At 58.3% G+C, this 14,032-nt stretch carries 11 protein-coding genes and 3 pseudogenes; 2 read left to right on the forward strand and 12 right to left on the reverse strand.

The features are described 5' to 3' along the window. Nucleotides 1-367: 367 nt before the first annotated feature. Nucleotides 368-1,720, reverse strand: a complete 1,353-nt coding sequence (gene hemN, locus AMK05_RS27320; protein ID WP_064842780.1) for an oxygen-independent coproporphyrinogen III oxidase — start codon at nt 1,718-1,720, stop codon at nt 368-370. A gap of 478 nt (nt 1,721-2,198) precedes the next feature. Between hemN and AMK05_RS27325 the strand changes: the two genes are divergently transcribed. Continuing rightward, nucleotides 2,199-2,429, forward strand: a complete 231-nt coding sequence (locus tag AMK05_RS27325; RefSeq protein ID WP_257784968.1) for an NAD(P) transhydrogenase subunit alpha — start codon at nt 2,199-2,201, stop codon at nt 2,427-2,429. A gap of 13 nt (nt 2,430-2,442) precedes the next feature. On the opposite strand, the gene AMK05_RS27330 is transcribed toward AMK05_RS27325, so the two are convergent. The 10 genes and pseudogenes from AMK05_RS27330 to AMK05_RS34045 all read right to left on the reverse strand — a co-directional run bounded on the left by AMK05_RS27330 (nt 2,443) and on the right by AMK05_RS34045 (nt 11,413). Further along, entirely contained in the window at nt 2,443-2,898 is a 456-nt protein-coding gene (locus AMK05_RS27330; RefSeq protein WP_010024976.1) for a phasin, read from the reverse strand. 348 nt (nt 2,899-3,246) lie between these two features. After that, a protein-coding gene (locus tag AMK05_RS27335) for an IS3 family transposase (RefSeq protein ID WP_089152671.1) occupies nt 3,247-4,436 on the reverse strand; the annotation gives its coding sequence in 2 pieces (ribosomal slippage) (nt 3,247-4,187 and nt 4,187-4,436; 1,191 coding nt in all). Nucleotides 4,437-4,630: 194 nt separating this feature from the next. Continuing rightward, a complete protein-coding gene (gene fdxB, locus AMK05_RS27345) occupies nt 4,631-4,948 on the reverse strand; it encodes a ferredoxin III, nif-specific (protein ID WP_040111886.1) in 318 nt (105 codons plus the stop codon). Then, nucleotides 4,945-5,148 carry a CCE_0567 family metalloprotein gene (locus AMK05_RS27350; RefSeq protein ID WP_009991124.1) on the reverse strand — a complete coding sequence of 68 codons (204 nt, stop codon included), beginning with the start codon at nt 5,146-5,148 and terminating at the stop codon, nt 4,945-4,947. Before AMK05_RS27350 ends, fdxB begins: the two co-directional genes overlap by 4 nt. Before the next feature lie 24 nt (nt 5,149-5,172). After that, a complete protein-coding gene (locus tag AMK05_RS27355) occupies nt 5,173-5,658 on the reverse strand; it encodes a NifX-associated nitrogen fixation protein (RefSeq protein WP_064842782.1) in 486 nt (161 codons plus the stop codon). A 57-nt stretch (nt 5,659-5,715) separates the two neighbouring features. Then, nucleotides 5,716-5,994 (reverse strand): annotated as a pseudogene (locus AMK05_RS27360) (nitrogenase component 1); the annotation flags it as partial. Nucleotides 5,995-6,052: 58 nt separating this feature from the next. Further along, on the reverse strand, nt 6,053-7,594 hold the full coding sequence (gene nifK, locus AMK05_RS27365) for a nitrogenase molybdenum-iron protein subunit beta (protein ID WP_004677342.1): 1,542 nt from the start codon (nt 7,592-7,594) through the stop codon (nt 6,053-6,055). A gap of 123 nt (nt 7,595-7,717) precedes the next feature. Beyond that, nucleotides 7,718-9,220, reverse strand: coding sequence for a nitrogenase molybdenum-iron protein alpha chain (nifD, locus tag AMK05_RS27370; protein ID WP_010023084.1), 1,503 nt, complete (start codon nt 9,218-9,220; stop codon nt 7,718-7,720). Nucleotides 9,221-9,326: 106 nt separating this feature from the next. After that, nucleotides 9,327-10,220, reverse strand: a complete 894-nt coding sequence (gene nifH / locus AMK05_RS27375; RefSeq protein WP_004675840.1) for a nitrogenase iron protein — start codon at nt 10,218-10,220, stop codon at nt 9,327-9,329. Between the two features lie 250 nt (nt 10,221-10,470). Beyond that, nucleotides 10,471-11,413, reverse strand: a pseudogene (locus AMK05_RS34045) (IS630 family transposase). Nucleotides 11,414-11,644: 231 nt separating this feature from the next. Here AMK05_RS34045 and AMK05_RS35405 point away from each other — a divergent pair. Then, a pseudogene (locus AMK05_RS35405) lies at nt 11,645-12,103 on the forward strand (GDP-mannose 4,6-dehydratase). A gap of 410 nt (nt 12,104-12,513) precedes the next feature. On the opposite strand, the gene nodA reads toward AMK05_RS35405, so the two are convergent. Beyond that, on the reverse strand, nt 12,514-13,101 hold the full coding sequence (nodA, locus tag AMK05_RS27395) for a nodulation N-acyltransferase NodA (RefSeq protein WP_004679687.1): 588 nt from the start codon (nt 13,099-13,101) through the stop codon (nt 12,514-12,516). Nucleotides 13,102-14,032: the final 931 nt, after the last annotated feature.

Consider the following 14,032-nt stretch of genomic DNA (forward strand, 5'->3'; position numbering starts at 1 on the left):
GCGCTTGCCCACGCCACCTTAAAGGTTCGACGTCAGTCGCCAACGATACCCTGGGCCGGGGCCTGCCGAGATCGAGCTGTATTTGAATGAGCCGAAAAGCTCGACGATAACGACCTCGACGTCCAGGCGGTGATACGGGCGCCCATCTACTTGTGACAGGGCGGCCCGATGACCGTATTTGTGAGTGCGCCCGCCCTGCTTCACACGAACTTGCGACGTCGATCCTCCTCGACGTGCCGTTGTCGACGGGACTCCTGGGAAGATAACTGCAGGGTCCTCGATCGAGAAACGGGAACTCGATGTCTTCTCGCGCGGCTTTGATGCGTTTCGTGTCGCCGGAACCGATGCACACTTCCGGCGACAAGTACTAGGCTGCCTTGCTGTGCGTGTGCCCGTGCGAGCTAAAATAGGCGTCGAATGCCGCCGCGACTGCACGGACCATGAAGCGCGCCTCCTCGCATACGACAATCCGCTCACCGCTGATCGTCACGACGCCGTCGGCCATAAGCTCGTCGAGACGGTCGTTGCGCTCGACAAGGAAGCCGGTGTCGAAACCCGATCCGCTGCTCAACTGGCCGAGATCGGCTTCGAAATCGCACATCAGCCTCTCGATGACCCTCGCCCGAAGCTTGTCCTCCTCGCTGAGAAGATATCCCTTGGCGGTCGGCAGCACCCCGAAGGCAATTCGCTCGGCATAGAGGCCGAGAGGCACGTGGTTCTGCATATAGCCGGCCGGCAGCCGCCCGATCGCAGATGCGCCGAGGCCGATCAGGCTATCGCAATCATCCGTGGTATAGCCCTGGAAGTTTCTCCTCAGCGCTCTGTTGCGCGCGGCGAGCGCCAACTGATCGTTCGGCAGTGCAAAATGATCGAGCCCAATGCGCAGATATCCGGCCTTCTGGAGCTCCTCGGCGATCACTTCCGCCTGCTCGTTCCGCTGTTTTGCGTCCGGCAGCGATGCTTCGTCGATCAGGCGCTGATGTTTCTTAAAAGCGGGTATGTGAGCGTAACCGAAAACGGCGAAACGTTCGGGACGCAGTTCTGCAGCCAGCCGGACCGTCTCGATGCAAGATTGGACAGTCTGTTTTGGAAGGCCATAAATTAGGTCGAAGTTGATGCTGCTGACGCCTGCTGAGCGCAACCCGGCGACCGCCCTTTCCGTCTGCTCAAAGGATTGCAGCCGCTTGATACCGGCCTGCACGATCGGATCGAAGCTCTGGACGCCGAGGCTTGCGCGGTCGACGCCGTTTTCGGCGAGCGCATCGATCATGGGGGCGACCAATGTGCGAGGGTCGATCTCGACTGCGACGCCGGCTTTCGCTTCAAACGTGAAGGCACTCCTGAGCTTTGCCATTAGAGCCGAAAATTCCTGCGGCTTCATGACCGACGGCGTGCCGCCGCCGAAATGCACGTACTTGACGGGCACGTCGTTTCCGGCCGCAAAAGAGACGAGCTCGATCTCTTCCTTCATCACGTCGAGATAGTCGGCGACCGGAGCGTCTTGCCGGGTGATGGTCGTGTGGCAGCCGCAGTACCAGCATATCGAACGGCAGAACGGGACGTGGAGATAAACCGAAACTGGGCCAGCCGCGGCGATATGGGCGAGATTGCCGGCATATTCATCCGGCCCCACGGCTGCAGAAAAAGCCGCCGCCGTCGGGTAACTCGTATAACGCGGAACCCGCGCATCGCCGTATTTGGCGATCAGATCATCAGACATTTTCGCATCCCTTTTCAAAACAGGATGCTTTATGACCTCCGGCCGCGCCGGCTTCCTTGTCCCAAATCAATGATGACGTCTCAGGCCAGAATCAGCCGGATCTTTGTCCGCTGTGAAAGTCGGCACTTTCGAACCCGCCTAACATCTCGTTCTGACATGGGTCGAGCCGCGGTCCCGGCTGTTCGAAGAGACGTGCCACAAGGAAATGAGCAAGAATGACTGATACGCAAAACGGGTGAAACAAATTGGTGTCCGCGTGCTGTCGCCGGTCGAGCCATCCCACGGTTTCGGCTCGCTCCATGCGCTGGCCCCCGGCGATAGTTTGTTGATCGCCAGTGGAACTGGTGCCGGCCTAACGGCGGGAATCTCGAGCGAAGCCTACCGAAACGCGGAAGTCGTGGTCGTTTTCCAATTCCACAGGCCCTCGCCGCGGCCGCCGACGTGATCGTCAAGGTGCGCCTCGATCAATGAGGTCGCCCTGCTGTCGCCTGAAAAGACGCTAGTCGCTTTCTTCTATCCCGCAGCCAACAATGAGTTGCTCAAGCGGGCTCTGCATTCGGGCGCGAATATAAGCGCCATAGACATGGTCCCGCGCATCAGCCGTGCACAGAAGATGAATGGGAAAGATCGGGGTTACCGGGCGGTCATCGAAGCGAGTGCGAACTTCAGGTGTTTCTTCACCGGGCAGATCACCGCGCGGTATTTCTAGGGTCTCCTCAGTTTTACGTCGCCTTGAGGTCCGTCAGGACCTTGTCAAAAGCATCCTTGACCGGCTTTGAGATTTCCTCCACCGCCCTGCTTGAGAGCACCCGGACTTCCTTGGCGTGCTGCAAACTTGTCTCAACGCGCTTGCGGAAAAAGGTCGACTGCTGTTCGAGGATCTGCGACGGCGAATTCGCGCCCAGCAAAGCTTGCAAATGTGAGAAGCTGGCCTCGGCGTCGGCCTGCAGTGCAGCGATCGTCTTCCACCACAATTCGTTGCCGAATAGACTTGTCGTTTCGAGGATCGGAGGCAGCATTTTCTGTGTCGCTTCAGCGCCGGACGCAAATTTCAAAAAAGCCTCTGTCACCTTCTTGTTCCCCTTTTCAACAGATGCGCCGAACTGATCTGGCACCTTGAGCGACGATGACCCCGGGTTTTCGATCGTTTCAAAGGATCTTTCGGAAATCTTGGTCATTGCATTTTCCTTCTCTTTGAGTTGGTTGCAAGCTGTGACATCGGGATTGACCCTTCCGCCGGCGGACTATGCATGGCCGCTTGGTAGAACGCGGATCCGATGACGAACGGTCAGGTGGCCTCCGTTCCGTTCGTTTCATGAACCGGCATAATGCAGACTGCTTTCTGCCGCTTGTAACCAGGGATCAGCAAACACCATGCCAACTGCTCCGACGCGCCAAGAAGATGATTTTCTTTTATCAATGGGCGGGTTGAGGGCAGGTTGATGTGTATTTGACGGAGACCGGCGAACAAAACGTTCCAATCACGACAAACCTGACAAAAGTGGCGGTGACCTTGCCCCCAAGTTTTATCCAGTTTTGAGTTCGCTCCGACGGTTTTGGGTTGCTGTATTTGCGGCGGTAGCGGCGGGTTGCGGTGCGGAGCCATTCCGGCTGCGCAGCACCGCATCACGTCGCGGGTTGATGGTCTGGGCGAACTCGGCCGGTGTCAGCCAGCCGAGGCCGGAATGCGGTCGATGATCGTTGTAATCGCTGCACCAGTTTGAAAGCGCTGACCGAGCATACGCCAGTGACGAGAAGAGCGTTTCATTCAGGAACTCGTCTCGCAGCCGCCCATTGAAGCTTTCGATGAAGGCGTTCTGGATCGGCTTGCCGGGCGCGATGTAGTGCCATTCCACCTTGGTCCGATCCGTCCATTGCAGGATCGCGTTGCTGGTGAACTCACTGCCATTGTCGCTGACGATCATCTTCGGTTTGCCTCGCCCCTCGATGATCCGGTCCAACTCACGAGCAACCCGCAGGCCGGAAAGGGACGTATCGGCGACGAGCGCCAGGCACTCCCTGGTGCAATCATCGACCACGGTCAGCACTCGGAACCTGCGCCCATCGGTGAACTGATCCGACACGAAGTCCAACGACCAGCGATCATTGGCTGCCATCGGGATCAGCATCGGCGCTCGTGTGCCTATCGCTCGCTTGCGGCCGCCGCGCTTGCGCACGGCCAGCTTTTCCTCTCGATAGAGCCGGAAGAGCCGCTTGTGGTTCACAAGATGTCCCTCACGTCTGAGCAGCACATGAAGACGTCGATAGCCAAAGCGGCGGCGTTCATGGGCCAGCGCCTTCATCCGATCGCGAAGGTCATGGTCGTCACCGCGCCTGGTTTCGTAACGGATCGTCATCCGACAATAGCCGATGGCTTTACACGCCCGCCGTTCGCTCATCTGATGTTGATCAACCAGATGCGCGACAGCTCGCCGCTTTGCTGCGGGCGTCACCACTTCTTTCCCAAAAGGTCTTTCAAAGCGGCATTGTCGAGCATGGCATCTGCCAGAAGCCGCTTCAGCTTTGTGTTTTCGTCCTCCAGCGTCTTCAGCCGTTTGGCTTCCGACACTTCCATGCCGCCGAACTTCGCTTTCCATTTATAGATGCTGGCATCGCTGACACCGTGTTTGCGGCAAAGCTCCAAGACCGGCGTGCCAGCCTCGTGCTCCTTCAGAATCCCGATGATCTGTTCGTCTGTGAAACGGTTGCGCTTCATTCTCTGGTCCTCTCAATGGGCCAGAGCTTACTTCAAAATGGATTATCTCGACGGGGCAAGGTCACCACCATCGCAGCGCTAACTTTGTGGATGGAATGCCACACGAAGTAACTACGTTCGTTCGTTTGCGCAGACGACGAGCAGCAGGAGACAACAAACGATCTGAAGGTAACAGCGTTGACTTGTTCGCGAGATCACGCAGTAACCTTGTCTGCCGCGACATGGATCTGACAGTTCTTCGGGCAGACGCGCGCGCAGGCGCCGCAACCAATGCAGCGGCCGGCCTCATCGACAACCATGATCATACGATTGAGCTCGCCATCGAAGTCTTCCTCCTCGTCGTCGCAGATGCCGAGGATTTCACCCGCTTCACCGACGCCATAGAGGTGCATGACTTCGCGAGAGCAGGCTTTGAAGCATCGGCCACAGCCGATGCAGGTTGTAGCATCGATGCAGGTCAGGTACTCCGGCACCCAGCTGGAGCCGTCGCGCGTGACGAAAGGGCCAGTCATCGTGAATTCTCCAATGCAGCGAGCTCTTCCTTCGCAGCGTTCAACTCGGCGAAGGCGTCGAACGTCTCTCCTGCAATGGTCTTGATTCTAGCCCAATTAATCGGAAGGTCCTCGGCAAGATCGTGCAACTCCATCTTCGCAGCGGCGGCGCGGGACTGCAGCTTGCGGACCTTCTTCAGCTGCTCCACAATGTCTGACATGATCTCTTTCCTCGAAAATTGATTTCATGATGCCCGCGCCACGTCGGGATAGGTTTCGATAACTTCAATAGCGTCATCGACCATTTTCGTGCCGGTCTCGGCGAGCTTGCCTAGCGTCTCAAAGCCGAACCGGTGGACATCGCGCAGGGTCTTCGACAGAACGACCAACCGTCCAGTCGTCAAAAGCAAGCGGCCGAAGCCCTCATGGCCGATCGTCATGATCGGCGATGCCAACAGGCCTGTGCACTCTTCGATCACAAGCCCCACGCAACTGTAAAAATTCTGTAGCCTCCACAGCACATCAGGATCCGGGTCGCCTATGATCGGGATCTTACGGCGCTGCTCCTTGGTGAGGATGAAGTCGGCCAGCAGGTCAGCGTCCGATTTGCCTTCCCACGCCCCATGGGCATCCTGAGCGCGGATGAGCCTTATCAGGCATCTGAGAAAAGGGGTGGCGAGATCCCCTTCGTTGACAGCAGGGCCATTCGTACTTCCTGTCAATGTACCCATGTCCTAGTCCTCCTCATCGAAAGGCTTCTTTTCAATGGCGCCTGCGTCGGTCAGCGCCGTGAAGCTCGTGCGCCAGAGCGTTGGACCTGAGGAAGCCGATCCGCGGTTGTCCCAGGAATTGCCCTCACAGCCGAGAGGCCCATGGATCAGGTGCGCGACGTCGGTGATCGGCTGCAGCACGATCTTGGCGCCATCGAAAGCGCATCCGCCGGCTGCCGCCCCGGGGATCAGCGGCTTCGAACAGCCGTTTTTGCGCGCCTTGGAATCCTTGCTGCGGTTCTTCTCGCAGGCAGGCTCGTCAAAGACATCCTGGACTTTAGCATTGAGCAAGGGCATTGCGGTCTCCAAGTTCAGATGAAGGCGGCCGGCCTAGCAAGGCCGACCGCCGCCGCTCCTAGCGGGTCAGGTCGTAAGAATAGTCCGTCACACCCGGCTCGCTCGTCTCGCGATCGAGCTTGTCGAAGATCTTGTCGAGGATCGTCGTCAGGACGCGCAGGCCGCCCTGGTAGCCCATGAGCGGGAAACGGTGGTGATGGTGCCGGTCGAATATCGGAAAGGTCAGCCGGATCAATGGGGTGCCGGTGTCGCGCTCGAGATACTTGCCATAGGAATTGCCGATCATAAGATCAACCGGCTCGGTAAAGAGCAGCGAGCGCAACGCCCACAGGTCCTTGCCCGCCCAGACCTGGGCATCCTTGCCGAAGGGCGAGGATGCGAGCAACGCCTTCATCTCGGCTTCCCAGGCCGACGTGCCGTTGGTAGCAAGGCAGTGGGTCGGCTCACCGCCGGTTTCCAAGACGAACCGGGCAACGGCGTAGACGAAGTCAGGATCGCCGTAGATCGCGTATTTCTTCCCGTGCAGCCAGGCTTGGCTATCTGCCATAGCGTCGACGAGACGGCCGCGTTCCAGGCCGATTGCCGGAGGAATTTCCTTGCCGGTAATCTCCGAGACCTTCATCAGGAATTCGTCGGTCGCCTGAACACCCAGCGGATAATGGAACGAAGCCGTAACCTGACCGACCTCCTTGCAATATTCCAGCGTTTTGCGCGTGTTATAGTGCTGCAGCGACAGGGTCGCTTCGGCATTCAACGCCGTTTTCAAGTCCTCGATCTTCGTGCCGCCGTCATACATGCGGTACGTACCGTCAGACGGCGTGTCGAACTGGTCGGAGGCATCCTGGATGAAGATGTAGGATACGCCCATCATGTCGAGCAGGCGCTTCAGTTCGCGGTTGTTGCCGACGCAGAAGCCGTCGAAGCCGGGAATGATGTTGATGGCTTGAGCAACCTCCTTCCGCTCGTTGCCTTTCCAGAAGTTCTCCAGAATGCCCTTGATCATGCCGTCATAGCCATCGACGTGGCTGCCGACGAAGGCAGGCGTGTGGGCGAAAGGAACATCGAAGTCGTGCGGGACCGACCCTTCGTTCTTTGCGTTTTCGATGAAGCCGTGGAGGTCGTCTCCAATGACTTCGGCCATGCAGGTGGTCGAGACGGCGATCATCTTTGGATCGTAGAGCTTGTATGTATTGGCGAGCCCGTCGACCATGTTCTTCAACCCGCCGAACACTGCCGCGTCCTCCGTCATCGAGGACGAGACCGCCGATGAAGGCTCCTTGAAGTGACGCGACAGATGCGAACGGTAATAAGCGACGCAGCCCTGGCTGCCATGGACGAAGGACATCGTTTGCTCAAAGCCTGCGGCTGCGAAGACGGCACCGAGCGGCTGGCAGGCTTTGGCCGGGTTCACGACCAGGGCTTCGCGGCCCAGGTTCTTTTCGCGATACTCCCAGGTCTTCGTGAAGTCGTTTTGATCGGCAACGACCTGATCCGGGTGGGGGCATTCGAAATTGGCTTTCTTCTCGGCGAGCATCTGCCTGTATTCCGGCTCGCGGAACAGGGGAGCATGGTCAAGAACTTTTTCCGCCGACTGCGGCATAGTAAGCACCTTTCTTTTCATCGCGCCGCACCGGTGGCGGCAATGGGATGTCATCTGTCACGAGTGCGGATCAAGTCCGATGGGAAGAGCCTGGCCTGCCCCTTCCCAAGACAGGCCAGGCTCTCATTCGGCCGCAACCGCCTCAGCTGGCGCGGCCTCTTTTTTCCAGGGGACGTCGTAGAGATCCCACACCGGATTATTGATGGCCAGATCCATGTCGCGGGCGAATATGGCGAAGCCGTCATAGCCGTGATACGGGCCGGAATAATCCCAGGAGTGCATCTGGCGGAAGGGGATGCCCATCTTCTGCACCGGATACTTCTCTTTAATGCCGGACCCAACAAGGTCGGGGCGGATGCCTTCGATGAACTTTTCCAGCTCGTAACCGGTCACGTCGTCATAGATCAGCGTACCCTTGTTCACATAATGGCCGGTGCGCTGATAGTCGTCGTTGTGGGCGAACTCGTAGCCGGTGCCGACGATCCGCATGCCGAGGTCCTCATAGGCCGTGATGACGTGGCGAGGACGCAGGCCGCCGACATAGAGCATCACCGTCTTGCCTTCGAGGCGCGGCCGGTACTTGTCGACGACAGCATCGACCAGGGGCCGGTACTTGGTGATGACAGCCTCGGTCTTGTCGACGATTTCCGGACCGAAGTGCTTGGCTATTTCGCGCAGGGAGGTTTCGATCTGGGACGGACCAAAGAAATTGTATTCCATCCACGGGATGCCGTATTTTTCCTCCATGTGCCGACAGATGTAGTTCATCGAGCGGTAGCAGTGGATGAGGTTCAGCTTGGCCTTTGGCGCGCGCTCGACCTCAGCGAGCGTGGCATCACCCGACCAGTTGCCGACCACGCGCAGCCCCACCTCCTCCAATAGAATGCGCGTAGCCCACGCGTCGCCACCGATATTGTAGTCGCCGACGACGTTGACATCGTAAGGGCCGGTCTCAAACTCGACTTCGTTCTTGTCGAAAACCCAGTCACGGATGGCGTCGTTGGCGATGTGGTGGCCGAGCGATTGCGAGACGCCGCGGAAGCCCTCGCAGCGCACCGGCACGATCGTCTTTTCGTGCTCCTTGGCCTTCTTGCGCGACACCGCCTCAATGTCGTCGCCAATCAGCCCGATCGGGCATTCCGACTGCACGCTGATGCCGTTGTTGAGGGGGAAAAGCTCCTCGATCTCGTCGATGACCTGTTCAAGCTTCTTGTCGCCGCCGAACACGATGTCCTTTTCCTGGAAGTCTGAGGTGAACTGCAGCGTCACGAACGTGTCGATGCCCGTCAGGCCGACGTAGTAGTTGCGGCGTTGCGACCAGGAATAATGACCGCAACCGACCGGCCCGTGCGAGATGTGGACCATGTCCTTGACCGGCCCCCATACCACGCCTTTGGAACCGGCATAGGCGCAGCCGCGGATCGTCATCACGCCCGGAATGGACTTGATGTTCGATTTGACGTCGCATTCGGAAAGGGCCTTCGGCTCATCGCCAGGCTCGTCGCCGCTCGTTGCGACGCTGAGGTGCTTCTTGCGGCGCTTCGCCGCCTTGTCTGGATATTGCGCTAACACTTCCGCAATGAGCTGTTCATGCAAAACGCTGTCATTCTCGTAATCAAGGCTCATGGGCCCCTGCCCCTTTCAAGGTTCGGGTTAGGTCGTCGTCGCCGAAGCGGCTTTCTTGGAAGGACGCGCTGGCGCAAGGGCCAGCGCGTCCTGTCGACAGCGGCAGTTATTGAGCCGCAACCACCGCTGACTCCTTGGCCTGTAGTTCGGCCAGCATCTGCTCGTCGCTCTTCATGATGCCGAAGTCGAGCAGCATGTCTTCGAGCTCTTCCATGGTAATCGGGGTCGGAATGGTCCCTTGGCCCGAATTGGCATGGATCTTCTCGGCTAGCGCCCGATATTCCCCGGCCTGCTTGGAGTCCGGCGCGTACTGGATCACCGTCATCTTCCTGAGCTCGGCGTGCTGAACGATGTTGTCACGCGGCACAAAGTGGATGAGCTTGGAATTGAGCCTGGCAGCCAGCGCCTCGGAGAGGTCGAGCTCGCGGTCCGTCTGGCGCTCGTTACAGATCAGGCCGCCGAGCCGCACGCCGCCGGAATGGGCATATTTCAGAATGCCCTTGGCGATGTTGTTGGCGGCATAGAGCGCCATCATCTCGCCGGACATCACGATGTAGATCTCCTGGGCCTTGTTCTCACGGATCGGCATCGCAAAGCCACCGCACACCACATCGCCGAGCACGTCATAGGAGACGTAGTCGACATCGTCATATGCACCGTTCTCTTCAAGGAAATTGATCGAGGTGATGACGCCGCGCCCGGCGCAGCCGACGCCCGGTTCCGGACCGCCGGACTCCACGCACTTGATGCCTTTGTAGCCGGCCTTGAGCACGTCCTCGAGCTCAAGGTCTTCCACCGAACCTTCCTGCGCTGCCAGATGCAGAACCGTGTCCTGTGCTTTGGCGTTCAGGATCAGCCGGGTGGAGTCGGCTTTCGGGTCGCATCCGACGATCAGGATCTTCTGCCCGAGGTCGACAAGCGCTGCGAGCGTATTTTGGGAGGTGGTGGACTTGCCGATCCCCCCTTTGCCGTAAAATGCGATTTGACGCAAATCTGACATATCGCCTTCCTTCTTTCGTTCCATCCATCGCTGAGTAAAAGGCAGGCAGCTCGCGCCGCCTCGCATGGCAATCTTCAAAACCCGTGCCATGTGGGCCGATCGAGCCAAAGGAAAGATCTTTTTGTTGGGTTTCAGAAAGTTACTCCGAACCACCACAGGAAACTGCCAAACAAACCTAATGTCGCCGATCAGACAAAGCCGACAGACGGTGTCGTGATGGCATCACTTGCACCGCTAGAGCAAATCCTGCTCAATCTGGGTCATATCCAGCGGCCTTAAGGTAGTTTGCGCATTCTGCCGCAGTGAAGCGAGGTATCAAGGCCCCGACCGCATCCCATAGAGCATCGATCTTTCGCTCGGCTCGGCCTCGCAACATGGCTTTCAGCTTCGAGAATGCGTTCTCGATGGGATTGAAGTCCGGACTATAGGGCGGCAGGAACATGAGCTTGGCGCCGGCACGTTCGATGGCATCGCGGACACCGGCTATCTTGTGTGCAGGCAGGTTATCCATAATGACGACGTCGCCGATCTCCAGGGTCGGCACCAGCACCTGTTCGACATAAGCAAGGAAGACGTTGCCGTTCATCGCGCCATCGTAGACGAATGGTGCGGTCATTCCGCTGAGGCGCAACGCACCGGTGAAAGTCGTTGTTTTCCAATGGCCGTGCGGCACGCCGGCACGGCAACGCTCACCTCGCAATGCACGTCCGCGCAGACGTGACATCTTGGTCGAGAGGCCGGTTTCGTCGATGAAGATCAGTTTCTCCGGATCGAGGTCCAATTGACCATCGAACCAGGCGCGCCGGCGCTTCAGGACGTCCGGTCGGTCCTGCTCCAGTGCGTGTGCGGTCTTTTTTTAAAGGTCCACCCACGGCCTCGAAGCCAGGCGCCAAGTGCGCTGCGGCTGATCTTCACCTGCCGCTCGACGGACAAGCGCTCAACCATCTCATCGAGCGTCACATCCCTACGCTCGTCGATCAACGCGACAACGAATTCCTCGTGTGCATCCACTGCCGAAGGTCGTCTCCAGCTCTGTGGCAGAGCAGTTAACTCACCCTCTTTCGCTCTTGCAATCCAGCGGATCGCCGTCGAAATCCCAACTCCGAAACGTCCGCAGCCTGTCGAGCCGACATGCCCGCCGCAGACGCTTTCAAAACCCGTATTAGGAGATCATCGCTCAGGGCCTGTCCCATCATCCACCTCTCCGCTGTGGATGTTGAATCAGCTTCGACCGGCCCCGTCACCTCACAATCGATTCATCAATCGCAGGACATGTCTAGGTCGACCGCGCGCCAGCGCGACCGCGACTATCAGCAGGACAAAGAGCTTTGAAAACAGGAGACAATCGCACATCCCTGTAGCCAAGAGAGAAATGGCGTATCGCACGGGAGACGCTGCGAGCGCCCAGGTGATAGAGCTTCGCCTTGTGGCTGAACAAGCCAACTTCGATCGCGCAGGCCCGCCGCGCCCGACAGCTGGCCAAAAACAGCGCCAGGAGCTACGACTGGGGCCACGCACGTGAGTATGTCGAGGGCATGTCGCGCATGCTGCAGCAGGACAAACCGGATGGCCACGTCTTGGCGACCGGCGAGACGACGAGTGTCGGCCAATTTCTCGAGCGGGCTTTTGCCGACGTGAACATTACTTTGGAATGGAAGGCGTCCGACGTCGACTGGCTACGACTCCGCGTCCGGTGCCTGCCTTGTTGAAGTCGATCCTCGATACCTCCGCCCGACGGAAGTTGATCTTCTGCCGGTGATCCGACCAAGGCCCGCCAGAAGCTGGGCTGGCAACACAAGGCCCCGGTTCAGGAGCTCGTCGCCGAGATGGTGCGCGAGGATGTCAAGCACTGGAAGGCCCTGAACAGCCGGGAAGAGCTCTGAGTGTACGACTTGTCCAACAAGAAGATCTGGGTTGTCGGCCATCGCAGTATGGTCGGCAGTGCGCTTGTGCGCAGGCTCCGATGCCGTGCTCTGCGGCAGTGGCGTCAGTTAGCGGGTCGAACGAGGAGCGCGGATCGTGAACCCGCGAGCGCGCAAAAATACGGCATTAGCCGATGATGTTCATACTTCCACCAGGTGCCCGGATTGCGGTACCGAGGCTTCGGGGCATATGTTCCTGATGGTCCTGCTTGTCTCGAATATCTCACGCTTGACGTCTAAGCGTTCGCAGATCGAAAGGTGCGGGATGTGTCATCGTGTGGGTCGGTCCGTCATCGAGGGTTAAATAGACGCACCGATCACTGGGCCGCCACCGTCTCTTCGGATAACTTCAGCTATGGGACCATGCTCTTTCATAGCTCAGGGCCATTCCGCTCGATCAAGGTCCCCGATGGCCAATCACTCATTGAGCATCCTATTGGGAATACTACCAAAATTACGTTTTCACAGCGCGTCGGCGGGAGGTTGAGATAAACATCGGCAAGGGTGGATCGCACGCGTACCCCTTCCAAAACCGTCGCAAGACCATTTCGGCAGAGCCTGAGAACAAGGTTGCGCAACGCCTGCCGAACACCGCCGAACGCAAACCGAACGCCAAGTTGCTGCAGCACTGGGTAAACAATGCGCATCGAATTAATGCCGTACCCCTCAAGATCTGGACGCACGCCCCACAATCCAAGCTCGCATACGAGTAGATCGACCTCGCCAACCCGAACGAAACGACGCAACAACCCCATGTGAGCGGCCACACCGTGCGCATCATAGCCTATTACGCGAAGCTCGGGCCTAGCTCCTGACCAACTACGAGCACCTTCGAATGGAAGGGCGTTGTAAGCTCCAGTTGGCCCATAGGTCTTCCGAAAGAAATCTGCGAGCTCCGTGTGGTCAGAGAGCTCCAACTCGTTTTCCCAGCACACTTTCCACCGCACCTGAGGGCTCATACCTAAACCTCCACTTAATACTCTGTCCAGGCGTCGACAGAGCAACTACTTGATACGCACTCGTTGGGGCGCTTCTAATGGCACTGGTATAAGCTGGTGAAATCATTTGTTTGGATGGAACTCATCCGTCCAATGGATGCGTTCCAATCAATCGGCCTGCCATCGGCTGCCGACGCCAGATGAAGCGGCCGGGCTCCAACTTCTTCGTGAACATGCCGCCTTGTCCATCATGCTGGATCATCTTGATCAGGCATCCAGGACATTGAACTGAAAAGTTGACCATGACTGAGAGGCTCGCTACTCAGGCAGAAGCAAGCCAAAGACGTTTTCGGCGATAATCAGGCAAATTGTCGAGATCACATTAGAACCCTCGGCGGAACCGGGCTGGTCTATCCCGGCGTCGAAAGTCGTCGAACGACCCGACCTGGCGGAGGGGTTTTTTCGGAATGTTCGGTTTGCGCCCGTCTGATTCCACACAAAATGGGACGCGGCGATAGGCAGCAGCATTCTCCTGTTGAATCTGAAAGGGGTTCCCCTCGCAAAACGCCCTGGTTCGCTTTGGCTATCGCAGCCCATGGACCGGCACGCTGGGTATCGGCGAAGATTGCCAGAGGACATACTTGCCTGGCGATCCCGACCTCGGGAGAAGATGATGGGTACAGGAATGGATTCGCAGATCAGTGCGTTTCCGGTGCAAGCTTTTAGGACCCCGGACACAGCAAACGTCTCCCAGGACTGGCGAGGCGGCCGCGAGATCGCAATTTTCTCCTAGATAACGGTATGAGGTGATCGTCATACCCTGGTCACCGGATGCCGATCGTCACGCACATGGTCTGGTACAGAGCCGGCGGCGCCGATGAGCCCCCGAGGAAATACTTAGTGACTGGCACGGTTGTTGCGTCGTCTCACGAAAGACAGCCGTTAACGAGAG

The sequence above is a fragment of the Rhizobium sp. N324 genome (assembly GCF_001664485.1).
Taxonomy (GTDB): Bacteria; Pseudomonadota; Alphaproteobacteria; order Rhizobiales; family Rhizobiaceae; genus Rhizobium.

Coding starts and splice junctions, on each gene's coding strand:
- hemN (WP_064842780.1), bottom strand. CDS start 1,720: ATGTCTGATGATCTGATCGCCAAATACGGCGATGCGCGGGTTCCGCGT.
- AMK05_RS27330 (WP_010024976.1), bottom strand. CDS start 2,898: ATGACCAAGATTTCCGAAAGATCCTTTGAAACGATCGAAAACCCGGGG.
- fdxB (WP_040111886.1), bottom strand. CDS start 4,948: ATGACTGGCCCTTTCGTCACGCGCGACGGCTCCAGCTGGGTGCCGGAG.
- AMK05_RS27350 (WP_009991124.1), bottom strand. CDS start 5,148: ATGTCAGACATTGTGGAGCAGCTGAAGAAGGTCCGCAAGCTGCAGTCC.
- AMK05_RS27355 (WP_064842782.1), bottom strand. CDS start 5,658: ATGGGTACATTGACAGGAAGTACGAATGGCCCTGCTGTCAACGAAGGG.
- nifK (WP_004677342.1), bottom strand. CDS start 7,594: ATGCCGCAGTCGGCGGAAAAAGTTCTTGACCATGCTCCCCTGTTCCGC.
- nifD (WP_010023084.1), bottom strand. CDS start 9,220: ATGAGCCTTGATTACGAGAATGACAGCGTTTTGCATGAACAGCTCATT.
- nifH (WP_004675840.1), bottom strand. CDS start 10,220: ATGTCAGATTTGCGTCAAATCGCATTTTACGGCAAAGGGGGGATCGGC.
- nodA (WP_004679687.1), bottom strand. CDS start 13,101: ATGAGCCCTCAGGTGCGGTGGAAAGTGTGCTGGGAAAACGAGTTGGAG.